The sequence below is a fragment of the Synechococcus sp. R5-13 genome (assembly GCF_047462015.1).
Lineage (GTDB): Bacteria > Cyanobacteriota > Cyanobacteriia > Thermostichales > Thermostichaceae > Thermostichus.
This window is the reverse complement of the sequence record NZ_JANSIL010000042.1, coordinates 1-11,981: the sequence shown is the minus strand read 5'-3', so window position 1 is coordinate 11,981 and position 11,981 is coordinate 1. Positions and strand designations below refer to the sequence as shown.

8 protein-coding genes and 3 pseudogenes are annotated in these 11,981 nt (G+C 54.7%); 3 read left to right on the top strand and 8 right to left on the bottom strand.

All coding sequences use genetic code 11. The features are described 5' to 3' along the window. Positions 1-376 (top strand): annotated as a pseudogene (locus NW840_RS03790) (hypothetical protein); the annotation flags it as partial. A gap of 35 nt (positions 377-411) precedes the next feature. Here NW840_RS03790 and NW840_RS03785 read toward each other — a convergent pair. Then, complete coding sequence (locus NW840_RS03785) at positions 412-642, bottom strand: DUF2555 domain-containing protein (RefSeq protein ID WP_414342467.1); 231 nt, start codon at positions 640-642, stop codon at positions 412-414. A 236-nt stretch (positions 643-878) separates the two neighbouring features. Between NW840_RS03785 and NW840_RS03780 the strand changes: the two genes are divergently transcribed. Continuing rightward, on the top strand, positions 879-2,657 hold the full coding sequence (locus tag NW840_RS03780) for a flavin reductase (protein ID WP_414342465.1): 1,779 nt from the start codon (positions 879-881) through the stop codon (positions 2,655-2,657). Here the strand turns inward: NW840_RS03780 and NW840_RS03775 are convergent. The 4 genes and pseudogenes from NW840_RS03775 to apcD form a co-directional block, all read right to left on the bottom strand. After that, the gene (locus tag NW840_RS03775; RefSeq protein WP_414342463.1) at positions 2,635-3,207 is read right to left on the bottom strand and encodes a Uma2 family endonuclease; all 573 of its coding nucleotides are present in this window, start codon (positions 3,205-3,207) and stop codon (positions 2,635-2,637) included. The two genes, NW840_RS03780 and NW840_RS03775, sit on opposite strands and share 23 nt — an antisense overlap. Positions 3,208-3,928: 721 nt before the next feature. Then, positions 3,929-4,915, bottom strand: a pseudogene (locus NW840_RS03770) (chlorophyll a/b binding light-harvesting protein); the annotation flags it as partial. A 39-nt stretch (positions 4,916-4,954) separates the two neighbouring features. Further along, entirely contained in the window at positions 4,955-5,440 is a 486-nt protein-coding gene (locus NW840_RS03765) for an allophycocyanin subunit beta (protein ID WP_099812041.1), read from the bottom strand. Positions 5,441-5,707: 267 nt separating this feature from the next. Next, positions 5,708-6,181 (bottom strand): allophycocyanin subunit alpha-B, encoded by a 474-nt coding sequence (gene apcD / locus NW840_RS03760; RefSeq protein ID WP_099812040.1) that lies wholly within the window; start codon positions 6,179-6,181, stop codon positions 5,708-5,710. 331 nt (positions 6,182-6,512) lie between these two features. Between apcD and rpsU the strand changes: the two are divergent. Next, positions 6,513-6,656 (top strand): annotated as a pseudogene (gene rpsU, locus NW840_RS03755) (30S ribosomal protein S21). On the opposite strand, the gene NW840_RS03750 reads toward rpsU, so the two are convergent. The 3 genes from NW840_RS03750 to NW840_RS03740 all read right to left on the bottom strand — a co-directional run bounded on the left by NW840_RS03750 (position 6,653) and on the right by NW840_RS03740 (position 11,848). Continuing rightward, positions 6,653-10,381, bottom strand: a complete 3,729-nt coding sequence (locus tag NW840_RS03750) for a PAS domain S-box protein (RefSeq protein WP_414342460.1) — start codon at positions 10,379-10,381, stop codon at positions 6,653-6,655. The pseudogene rpsU and the gene NW840_RS03750 overlap by 4 nt on opposite strands. A gap of 171 nt (positions 10,382-10,552) precedes the next feature. Next, positions 10,553-11,140, bottom strand: a complete 588-nt coding sequence (locus tag NW840_RS03745; RefSeq protein WP_414342459.1) for a hypothetical protein — start codon at positions 11,138-11,140, stop codon at positions 10,553-10,555. A gap of 93 nt (positions 11,141-11,233) precedes the next feature. Then, positions 11,234-11,848, bottom strand: coding sequence for a Uma2 family endonuclease (locus NW840_RS03740; protein WP_414330774.1), 615 nt, complete (start codon positions 11,846-11,848; stop codon positions 11,234-11,236). Positions 11,849-11,981 lie beyond the last annotated feature (133 nt).

The window sequence follows — 11,981 nt, the reverse complement described above, 5'->3', positions numbered from 1 at the left end:
CCAAGAAAGCCGCGCCCAGTCTGCCGAGGAGAACGCCGCCCGTCTGCGGGAAATCGAGGAGCTGCGTCAGTCCATCCAAGAAAGCCGCGCCGAATTTGCCGAACAAGCTGCTGCCCAAGCTCAAAGCCTGCGAGAGCTACAGCAAGTTGTCAGCGAGACCCGCTCTGACTTAGCTCACCTTGCCGAGTGGGCAGAGGAAGTGACTCAAGCTCTGGTTACCCTCACCGCCCTACAACGAGAGCACGAACGCGCCATTCAGGCCATCAACCAACGGCAGGCGGAAACGGATCAGAGGTTCAACGTTCTCCTTGAAGAAGTGCGCTATCTGATTCGCCGGCAAGGCTCTGACGGAAATCCTCCCCCCTCGTTGCCCTGAGCACTGGGATCCCTTTAAGAACTGCAAGGACAGCCCTAATCTTCATCCACTTCCCACTCCAACAGGTGTGCATAGGGAGCCACCAAGTGGGGAGCATAAAAGGCAACGGCTCGAAGGGCATGCCAGTCTTCCAAGCAGCCAAAGACGGTCGGATACTCATTGCGCTCCAACCGCTCTGCAATTGCCGCCACCTCAGCTTCGGTAAACTGGCGGGGATCCATCCCCTTGGTAGGGGCCTCCACTTTGGACTTGGATCGGGCAGACATAGGCAGCCTGAACACGCCACAAGCCGATCTTAGCCTCTTCCTTTTTGCCCGGCCGACTTTGAAAAAACTTGACACACTCCCCACCTCAATCGCTTGCTTCTTGCGCAGTTGTGAGGACGGGGCCTCAGACCCAACTTTTGGGTAAGCCGGGCCGTGGGCTCCCAAACTCTGAAAAGGGATCCCCATTCCTCCAGTTTCGTGGCAAGGTGAGGACAGATACCGCATCGGAGGCTGCTATGGAGAGCAAGATCCCCGCCCGCGATGTCCAAGTTGCCCTTATCGGCCCGTCCACGTTGGTTCTCCGCTCCCGCACCTGGGATCGCCTGAAGTTTGAGCTGGAATACGCTCGGCAACGGGGCACCACTGCCAATAGCTACCTCATCCAGGCCCGCCAAACCCTTCTCATCGATCCTCCGGGGGAATCGTTCACCGGCATCTTTTTAGAAGAGCTGGCCCAACACCAGTACCTGCAGCGGTTGGACTTTATTTTGCTCAGCCACGTCAACTTTAACCGCATTGCCACTCTCAAAGCCCTATTGCCTCTGGCTCCCTACGCGATGGTGCTCTGCTCCAAGCCGGGATCCATTACGCTACGGGCCGCCTTTGAAGAGATGGATCCCTTGCCCCGCAGTCGCGACGAAGAAGAAGCCGCCGATCTGGGCATTTTCTACAATGGCGACCAGTCCTTCCGTTTGCGGGTCATCCGGGATGGGGATCGCCTGGATTTGGGGGAAGGGCATGAGTTGCACTTTCGCACCGTGCCCACACCCCGCCACCCAGATGCCCTCTGTACCTACGATCCGGCCACCGGGATCCTCTACACCGATAAGTTGTTCGGTGCCCATGTGTGCGATGAGCAAGTGTTTGACGAACATTGGCGGCAGCTCAGCGAAGACCGCCGCTACTACTTCGACTGTTTGCACCGCAACCAATTGTCCCAGGTGAAGGCAGCCCTGGCCAAGTTGGAAGAATTTCCCGCCCAAATCTATGCCCCTGCCCACGGCCCCTTGGTGCGCCACAGCCTGCGGCGCTTGCGGCTGGACTACCACACTTGGTGCGAAGAGGATCCCGGCGAGCAGGGGGTAGCTCTCCTATACACTTCCGCTTACGGGAATACAGGTTTGATGGCCATGGCCATAGCCCAAGGGCTGGAGCGGGCCGGCGTTAAGGTGGAGCGGATCAACTGCGAATGGTCCACTCCGGAGGAGATCGCCCAAGCTCTGGAGCGCTGCCAAGGGTTTGTTATCGGATCCCCGACTTTGGCCGGCCATCCTCCTGTGCAGATCCAAACCGCCCTCGGCATCATCCTTTCTTCAGTTCCCACCACCCGATTGGCCGGGGTTTTCGGCTCCTACGGCTGGAGCGGAGAAGCGGTGGATCTCATCGAGAACAAGTTGCTCAATGCCGGCTTTTCCTTGGGGTTTGAGACGATCCGCGCCAAGTTTAAGCCCACCCCTGAAATCCTGGAAGCCTGTCAAGAGGCGGGATCCCAGTTTGCTCAGGCCCTGCGCAAAGCCAAACGAGCCCGCGCCCCTCGCCAAACCAGCAGCGAAACTCAGGCGGATCGGGTTGGGCAAGCCCTGAGCCGGGTGGTGGGATCCCTGTGTGTAGTCACCGCCCTGCAAGGAGAGACCCGCCGTGGCTTCCTCACCTGGTCGGTGGCCCAGGCCAGCTTCAATCCGCCGGGGCTAACCCTGTCGGTGAACAAGGAACAAGAAGCCGAATTGCTGACCTATCCCCAGGCCCCCTTTGTGCTTAACATCTTGCGGGAAGGCAAGGGCAGCAACTTGCAGCGGCACTTTCAGCGACCTCAACGGCCCGGAGAAGATCGCTTTGCCGGCTTGGCTACGGCCGCTGCCGAAAATGGCTGCCCCATTTTGTTGGATGCCTTAGCTTACCTGGAGTGCCGTGTCAAAACCTGGATGGACTGCGGGGATCGCTACCTGGTCTATGCCGAGGTGGAACGGGGCAAGGTGCTGGATCCCACGGGGGTTACGGCCATGCGGCGGGGGTAGTGTATTGGAGAACAAAGATTTGTTGTGGAGTCAATGCTAACTGGATCCCATCGATCACCTTAAGCTGACGATCTCCTCGGCAAATTTCCGGCTCTTGCTGAGGGGCAAATATCAAAACAGAGTAATCGTCTAAATCCACCATCCACCCTAATTTGCTGCCGTGCTTTAGGCAATGCAGGATATTATCGATTACACGGCTTACCCTTTGACCCGGCGAAAGAATTTCGATAATCCAGTCGGGTGCTGCGGTGAAGTCATCTTCTGGCTCGCCTGTTTCACTGAGGCGAATTCGATCCCACGCAATTACGGCAATATCGGGAACAATGGAACGACCGGAAAAAGTGCAACGCAGTTCGGGTAGGGCAGTATAGTCGGTGGTGCTGCCATCAACCTCGGCCACAAGGTGTTTTTGCAAAATGGAGTGGCGGGCTTTGGGTATCGGTTTTTGAATGGCAACTCCATCCACATACTCCCACGCCGGAGAATCTTCTATGTAAGGCAACTTGAGGAAGTCTTCAAGGGTAAGAGGCGGAGCCAGGCGAGTTGTCATAGGTTTAGGCAAAGCTCCTCAGGATCCCTACCAGTACTGTATCCCAAATCCCCAAGCGAGGGCGAGTGGTGGAGTAGGGGTTAGAATTGCAGCAATTGGAGTAGATGTAGCGTGAAAGTTGTCCAGCCGGCGGCGCTGCTGACCTCGATGGATCCCCTCAGTTGATCCACCATTTGCTTCACCAAGGCCAAGTCTAGATCGGTACTCCCTTCCTTAGCCCACACTGCGGAGCCCTAGCAAAGCAAAAAGCCCCCAGGCAGGGTAATCACCTCTCCTGAGGGCCAAACCCCCTCAAATCCCAGGTAGGTTAAGCCTGAACTCTGCTCGGCTCGTAGAAGACTTTGGGCAGAGATCGAGCAAACTTCGAGAAATCAGCCCTTGACTTGCGCGAACCATAATCTGCCTTTAAGTCAGAACGATTGAAAGCTATCTTCTCTCTTGCGGGCTCGTAGAAGATCCACCTCCTAAGGGTGTAGTTCACTTCATAGAGAGTTTGCCGAACGCCGTTTATCAACGATAGAGATCTGGAGCTGGGAGCCTTTGGCGGCTGATACCAGTAGATATCCTCGGGAGATACAGATAGAGGCTCTGGACCTGCAAAGGGCGGCTCGTAAAAAGTTGCAAAGTCAGGCTGAGGTCGGCACTGAAATTGAACCTGATACACCGACTGAGAGGTCATTTCCTGCCGACTCTGCTGCCAAAGCTGCAGCATCTTGCCGACATCAAATCCCATCGCTCGCTGAAAATGCCACAGGGATCCTTGTAGAAAAAAGAAGGCTAAGTAGAAGTGAGCATTCGCCAGCCAAACCCTTGAGGAGTAGTTCCACGCTCCCGTTTGATTTGGATCGAAGTAGTAAGGAGTAAAGGCGGATTTCAGCTCCAGGGTGGGGCCGTAAAACTCCACCGGGTAGGCCAGCGAGTTAAACCCACAGTAGTAAGAAGCCGCAAAACCGGCTAGGGCGATGCCGAATAGAGAGTAGGAGAGGATCCCATCTGCTGAGAAGAGAAAGCGAGCTTTAACCCACTCAAACGGCGGAACCAGGATATGCCACACCCCTCCCAACAAGAGAAGAGCTCCCACATAGATATGGCCCCCCACCAAGTCTTCCAAATTATTGACATCAAACAGGTGGGTGCGGTAGTTCCAAAGGGTGGCAAAGTCCAAAGTTGGAGCCGTAACCAGGCGTACCTGACCGGTGTTGGCGTCATACAGCCCCCCGAACACCATCGCCTTGGCCACCAACAATAGGGATCCCAGGCCCAAAATCAGTAGGTGGTGCCCCAAAATCACTCCCAACGTTTTGGCATCATCCCAAGTGAAGTGAAACTTGGCAGCCCTGCCGAATTCCATATCTAAGCTGGGGGGAAGTTGGGTTTGGTGGAAGTAGGCTCCTCCAGCCAACACGCCGGCAGCCACCAGGTGAATTGAGGCAATGGCCACATAGGGAAAGGTATTGACGATCTGGCCACCGGGGCCAACCCCCCACCCCAATGTGGCCAAGTGGGGCAGCAAAATCAGCCCTTGCTCGTACATGGGCCGCTCTGGCGAGAACTTGGCCAGCTCAAACAAGGTAAAGCCCCCCGCCCAAGCCATGATCAAGGCCGCATGGGCCACATGCGCCACGATAAAAGTATTAGAGAGGTTCATCAATCGAGCGTTACCTGACCACCAGGGGTAGCCCGATGGGTGCATCTTTTTGGCATTCATAGATAGCTCCTCAGTGAGCCCTCAAAAATACAGGCACGTTTAGCTCAGACCGGCAATGATATGGTCAAGATAAACGGCCATTTCTTGACTTGCCTCTGTGTCGAGACTTTCGGTCAGGACCTCTTTCATGGCATTGAGGGCCTGAATGACGCGATCGATGGGAACGCCGAGGGTGATGTAAGTTTCTTTTAAACCCTGCAACACGCGCTCATCCAAAATTGAGGGATCGGCAGCCAACATGGCGTAGGTGGCATAGCGTAGAAAATAGGTCAGGTCCCGCAAGCAAGCCGCGTAGCGCCGAGTAGGGTACATATTGCCCCCCGGTAGGGTAATATCCCCGTAGAGCAAGCTCTTGGCAACCGTTTTGCTGATAATGCTGCTGGCGCTGGAGCTGATGGTTTTGGCCGCCTTGACGCGCATGTTGCCACTCTGGAAATAGCGATTTAATTGTTCCAGAGCTGCGGCATCTAAGTAAGAGCCTTTCTCATCGGCGGGGTTAATCAGGGAAGTGATGGTATCTTTCATGGATTTTTCTCCTCTAAGCACTAGTAGGGACTGATTTCTTGAGGCAATTGGGCAAATGCTGTTCGCGTTAGCGGGACGGAGTCCTTGCACCGCTTGCTCAGGCATTGCCTGTGAGAACTCTTATGGATTGCAACTTAAGACAACTTCACAGCTTGCAGGTCAAGCTCGCAAAGCCAGCCGAAACCTCAAGCTCACAGAGGCAGGAGTAGCGCGCCTCAACTCTAAAACTGAGCGAGAGGGCAGCGATTTGTCTATCCATTCATCGATTCAAAAAGCGCGAATCAGTCGATCAAAGTAGGGGGCAGCTAGAGCCATCTCCTCTGAAGAAAGAATGCCGGCAGCTACCTCTTTTAGGCAGCTCATCGCCACCCGCAGGTTGGGTAGCGGCACGCCCAAAGAGATGTACATTTCTCGCATGCCGTTCAAGCCGATATCTTCCAGCGGCTTATCGTTGCCTGCCAAGATGCAATAGCTAACCAAGCGGATATACCAGCCTTGATCTCGTTGACAGAGGGCAGTTTTTTGAGGGTTGCCCTTATTGCTGGGGGTGTTGGGGCATTTGGCCCAAAACCGTTTGCTGCCTTCCTGGACAATTTTTTGCTCGTTCTCTGCTAACTTTTGGGCGGCTCGGATGCGAACTTGACCCTTGCTGAAGAAATCCTCTAGCTTGGCGATCTCGGCACTGCTGAGGAAGCGATCAGCCGCGTCCGACTGCGCGATGACTTGGGCAACAATGCTCATAGGTTTTTGGCAAGGAACACTCTACAGGTAACAAAGTAAGCCAGATCCTCAAGAACCGAAATCACTTATTAAGAAAAAGTTGTGAATTGAAACTTACTTGCAACAAATCCTCTCTGCCTCGCGTCTTCGGCAGCGTGACCAGATTGAGAAGGTTGGGTTGGCGGCCAATCCAGATCCCGGATACGACAGCAACCCTCAGAATACTCAGCCTCTATCTCTTCTGGCCGAGATGAGCATCTGTGTTGGGAACTATTTCCGTATCTGTTGCTACAGAACTTACAATAAGACGGGCTGTGCAGAGGTACCGGGGGAGAGAACCCCTAAGGTAGGGATCAAATCGGCGCTGCGCCGCTTTAAGGGCTAAGTTTCTGAGGCAGGAATCTTGCCAGATCTGCGTAACCATCGCTACTTTGAAACCAACCTGGAAAAGCGCAAGCGCAAAGCAGGAGTCCCCAGGGATCCGCTCAACCTTTAAAACTGGGGCAGAGGGGGCAGGTGGAGCGTAAAAGTCGTCCAACCGGCAGAGCTGTTGACCTCAATGGATCCCCTCAGTTGATCCACCATCTGTTTTGCCAAGGCCAAGCCTAAACCCGTGCCCCCTTCTTTCCAAGGATCATGGCTGGGGATCCGGTAAAAACGCTCGAAAATGCGGGTGAGTTCCTCAGCCGGGATCTCTTGGCTATTCCTGACTTGGATGCGAGTTCGGTTGGCCTCAACCCTGACTTCTAGGCGGATGGATCCCTGGCCGGGGGTGTATTTCACAGCGTTGTGCAGGAGCTCCCGCAGGATACGCCCCAAAAGGAGAGGATCTGTGGTGATGCTGCTCTCCAGAGGCACGTTGGCTTGAAAGGTTTGCCCCTTAGTACGGGCGCGTTCGCCAATAGCCAACAGCAAATCCCCCAACAAGGCTTCCCAGGTCAGCGTTTGCAGATTCAAAGCATAGGCTCCTGCCTCTAGCCGCTGCAAATCCAACAGGTCATTGATCAGCTCGATCTCCCGTTGGCATTCCCGCTGGGCGATGGATAGGTACTGGGCCTGCTTCTCCCTCGCAGGGGCAACTTGCAGCATGTGCAACGCCATTTTCATGCTGGCTAGAGGAGTGCGCAACTCGTGGCTGACGGTGCTGATAAAGTCATCTTTGAGGCGGTTAAGGCGCTCCAGGGCTTGCACCTGCTCTTGGGCAGCTCGGAATAGGCGCGCCTGCCTTAGGCCGATAGCACATTGATTGGCCACCTGCTGGATAAGCTGCATCTCCTGCTGGTCGAAAGAACGCTCAGCTGAGCGAAAGATCCACAGATCCCCTAGCACTTGGCCTTTATCCGGCAGGGGGCAAGCCATGACCACCTGGCGCTTTTCCACTGTCTTTTCTGGACAGTAGAAGCAAAAAAGGCAGGGCTGTCCTGCGAGCAATTGTTGATGAACATCGTCGTAAGGCCCACCCTTTATGGATATGGAAATGTTCAGGGAGGAATTGGAGCGGGGGCAGTACTCGTAGCTGATGGTGGAAAGGGTGAGATCGGCGTTGTAAAGGCCAATATCGCAGCCATCTGCATTTAGGTTTTCTCCCAGCTCGCGCAGAGCGGTGTTGAGAATTTCAGCTTCATCCAGAGAGTCGCGCACCCGGTCAGTGATGCGTTTCAGCAGGGCCTCAAATTGCAGGGATCGCTGCAACTCAGAGGTGCGTTGCCGAACCTTTTCTTCCAAGGTTTGATTGAGGGCTTGCAGTTGTTCATATAACTGGGCCTGTTGCAACGCGATGGCTAATTGATCGCTCAGCTCTTGTAAAAGCCGGATTTCCCACTCTTGCCAAGGGCGGCTGGATTGGCAGTGCTGTGCCACCAGAAGGTCCCAGAGATCCTCTCCCCGCCGAATTGGGATCACCAAGTTGGCTTGGGCCTGGAAAGATTCCAAGAGCTCCCGATAGCAAGGATCCAAATTGGCCGTCGCCACGTTGGCTATGGCTTGCACAAAGCCCTCTTGGTACTTGCGGTAGCAAGGATCCTGGCGAAGGCAAGCATCCCACACCCGGCGGCCCAAGTGGCTGGGCCAGGGATCCGCCACCGACTCAGCAGCTACAAACCCCCCTACACCTTCCTGCAACTGATAGATCATCACCCGATCCACCTGGAAAACCTCTCGCACTTCTGCAACAGTGGTTTGCAAGATAGATTGCAAATCCAAATCCTGACGGATGCGTCGCAGCAAAGCTCCAAGCAGCCGCTCCCGCTCTGCTTCTTTCAGCAACAGATCTTGGGCTTGTTTGAGGGGCGTTATGTCCACAGCGATGCCGCAAACGGCGTAAGGAGACCCCTGCTGATCCCGCAGGGCAAACTTGGTGACCCACTGGGTCAATCTCTTGCCATCGCGGAAAAAGGTTCGCTCGTAGCTGACAGGATGCGGAGATTGCAGGACTTTTTGATCCTGATCTCGAAATTCTAGAGCCTCTTCTGATGCGAACAGCTCACTATCCAACTTTCCAATGAGCTCTTCTGCCTTGCAGCCTCTCTGTTGTAGATAAGTCTTGTTTACATGAAGATAGCGCCCTTCCAGATCTTTGAGAAAGATAGAAAAAGGGATCCCGTCCAGAATAGCCCTAAGCCGAGCTTCGCTTTCTTGTAGAGCCAGCTCTGCTTCTTTCTGCTCCGTAATATCTTCGGTAATGCCAACAATACGGATAACCTCTTGCTGTTCGTTCAAGATGGGTCGGCAAGAAGTACGCAGCCAGCGCAGCCTGCCATCCCGATGGAAAAGGCGGTAGGTGATCTGCTGGGCTTCTTGAGTGGCTCGGGCGGCCGCCTGCAGTACCCTTGGCAGATCTTCGGGATGGATCCTGTCTTTCCAGAGATCTGGCTTGCGGCGAAACTCTTCTGCTGTGTAACCCCAGATCTTCTCGCTTTGGGGGCTTTTGTAGAGAGACTGGCTCAAGTCTGCAGAATACACAAAGAAAACCACCGGTACAGCCTCTGCAATTTCTCGGAAGCGGGCTTCGCTCTCTCGCAAAGCCAGTTCCACCTGCTTTTGTTGGGTAATGTCGCGGCTGCTGCACACAATCCCCTGCACTAAAGGATCCTGCAAAAGGTTGGTGCAGCGGCTCTCCAGCCACACCCAATAGCCATCGGCATGCTGGGCCCGATAGACAAAGCTGAGCGTCTCGCCAGGCCGAGCCTTGAGTTGCTCAAGAGCATCAGCAACGACCTGCCGATCCTCAGGGTGAACCCAATCCAAAGGCAGGGCTTCTCCCGAATTGGGGACACGACCCAAAATTTTCTCAACAACTGGGGGATTTAGGATGTATAGCAAACCTTGGGCATCGATCCGGCACAAGACGTCATGGCTGTTGTTAATAAAGGCGCGAAAGCGCTCCTGCTGCTCTGCTAGCTCTTGTTGCAGGCGCTTTAGCTCGGTGATGTCTAGGCTAACGCCGAGAACCCCCCGCCCTTCCGATTGCTCTCTCAGGGGCACGACTACGGAATAGGTATAGCGCTCTTCTCCCTGAACGAGCTCTTTCCTCTCGTACTTGACAACTTCCCCTCGAAGGGCGCGGGCGACATACTCTTGCCAGTCCCCGTGTTCTTGAGCCACTGCCTCCAAAGAAGTGCCCAGCAGATCGCCAAACCAGGCGCGGTCGGTGGCATTTTGTAAAATCAGCACTCCTTGAGGATCCCTGGCCCACACCGCCAACGGCAGGGCGTCCAACAAGGTGCGCAGTTGGGCCTCCCGCAGCCGCAGGTTTTCTTCCAACTGTTTCTTCTCGGTAATGTCTCGGCCCACGCCGCGAATAAACTGCAAGCGGCCCCGCCGGTCAAAAATGCCTTGGTTGATCCACTCAAACCACCGCACCTGCCCCGCTGCATCCGCCACTCTGCTAATCCGGGTAAAGGTGGGCTGCTGAGGGGTAAGGTGGGCTATCTTTTGCTGCGCCTGCTCCTGCTCTTCTGCCAGCAGCACGTCGATCCAGCGCCTGCCCCGCCAATCCCCCAAGATTTTCTGGCAAGCTTCGTTACATTCCACCACCGTCGTATCTGCACGCGCCAGCATGATGACATCGGGAAAACCCACCTGATCCCGCTGCAGCCAGCGCTTTTGCCAGTACATCACCACGGCCAGTGAGGATCCCCAAAGGAGCAGCCAAAGCCATCCGGGCAGAGTGTTCCAGTTGAGTAAGGTAAGCAGGTTGACCAGATCCCAGGAGGCGCTCATGAAGGTTGTCGATTAAGTTAAGTTTAGAAAGTGTCAAGGAGTGCACTGCTTTTCGGTAGCATTTCTAACCCAGGATCAAGCACTGTGCCAACAATTCCCCATCTCCCCGAAAAGGAGAGCAAAGTTTGAGTCTACTGGAACGGTGGGGCAGTATCCTCGAAAAGGGGGCTTTCAGGGTGAAGAGTTGTTTCTTAGGTTTCCTGAGTGTTCGGATAGATAGTTCTGAATCCAGCGCACCAGCCGCTGAGAGAGCACGAAAGCTTCTGGTTCGTCCCCTTTGATGCCGACTTGGCTGCTAAAGCAGGCGATGACCTCCTCGTTCAGCTCCGGTTTAGAAGGATCGCTGTGAAACTGCAGCCGCACTTGGCTTTGGACCTGAAAACTCTCTTGAGCTTGGTTATCCAAAACTTCCTGACCCACTCGATGCAGCCGCACTCCTTGCAACTGAGCCAAGGGATAGGAAAACACCTGCTGCCGCCAAATCCCCCAAGGGCCACGCAGGTGGGTCAGGGTCACCCGTTGGCTTTGGCAATCTAGATTCAGGAGCTGCCCCAACCCCCAAGGGATCCCAGCCCACAGGCCCATCCCCACAGCCACCAAACCCAACAGCGGCGAACGAGCCCACAGTTGGGATCCCACAATCAGCAGCACCAAGCCTGCTGCCGCCCGCCAAGCCAGTTGCTGAGAGGTAAACCGCTGTAGGGCAATGCGCAGCCGTTTGGGATTGCGCTCCAGAACCTGCGGATAAACCAATGCCATGAAATGGGATCCCACTGCTTAGGCTAGCTTAACAGGGGTTGCTTTTCCCTAGGCGCTGAAGGCGTCTTATCCGGGCATTGCGTTGGTGAAAAACTACAACTCCGGCTCGGCAAAAAACTCTGATAAATCCAGTGCAAATCCAGGGATCACCTCTCCACCTTCCAGGATGTCGCCGGGTTTCTTCAATGCTTCAGGCTCAGGCCGGCGATAGACCAAAACGTATTTCTCTTCAGGATGAATGATCCAGACCAGCCGGGATCCATTCTCGAAATACTCAACAACCTTGTCGTGGATCTCTCCAACGGTGTTGGCATCGGAGAGAACTTCTACAGCCAAGTCTGGGGATCCCTCAATATAACCCCTTGGGATCCCGCCCAGAGATTGCAGTCGTTCTTTGGAAAAAAAAGAACAATCCGGAGAACGGCGATTGCCGGATTTCATTTTGAAGGAAGTATCGGAATCGAAGGTAAATCCAATCCTTTGACTGCGAACGTAGGAGCCCAGAATGATGTGAATCAAACTTACGTAGTACCCATGCTTTGCGCCTGCCGAGCCCACAGTAACCAGTTCTCCGTTCACAACCTCATAGCGATTGCCATCCTCCGGTAAAGCCATAAACTCTTCGTCAGTCCAAATTTTTCGAGAAGCTGCCGGAGAACTATCAGCAGGTGCCTCGGCCAATTTTTCTCTTTCCAAAACCTCGACCATCATGACCTCCGCAATGAAAAACGGCTAAACCAACCAAGGGAGCCGGTCTGGGGTCAACACATCGTAAACTACCCGACCCTGACTGCTTCGCAGTACAGGGCGGGCTTTCGGTAGCCCTGCAGTTGGCAAGCCA

What these genes read in the sequence shown, in the direction of transcription:
- NW840_RS03765 (WP_099812041.1), bottom strand. Translation starts at nt 5,440, where the DNA reads ATGAAAGATACCATCACTTCCCTGATTAACCCCGCCGATGAGAAAGGC.
- NW840_RS03775 (WP_414342463.1), bottom strand. Translation starts at nt 3,207, where the DNA reads ATGACAACTCGCCTGGCTCCGCCTCTTACCCTTGAAGACTTCCTCAAG.
- NW840_RS03750 (WP_414342460.1), bottom strand. Translation starts at nt 10,381, where the DNA reads ATGAGCGCCTCCTGGGATCTGGTCAACCTGCTTACCTTACTCAACTGG.
- NW840_RS03740 (WP_414330774.1), bottom strand. Translation starts at nt 11,848, where the DNA reads ATGGTCGAGGTTTTGGAAAGAGAAAAATTGGCCGAGGCACCTGCTGAT.
- NW840_RS03785 (WP_414342467.1), bottom strand. Translation starts at nt 642, where the DNA reads ATGTCTGCCCGATCCAAGTCCAAAGTGGAGGCCCCTACCAAGGGGATG.
- NW840_RS03780 (WP_414342465.1), top strand. Translation starts at nt 879, where the DNA reads ATGGAGAGCAAGATCCCCGCCCGCGATGTCCAAGTTGCCCTTATCGGC.
- NW840_RS03745 (WP_414342459.1), bottom strand. Translation starts at nt 11,140, where the DNA reads ATGGCATTGGTTTATCCGCAGGTTCTGGAGCGCAATCCCAAACGGCTG.
- apcD (WP_099812040.1), bottom strand. Translation starts at nt 6,181, where the DNA reads ATGAGCATTGTTGCCCAAGTCATCGCGCAGTCGGACGCGGCTGATCGC.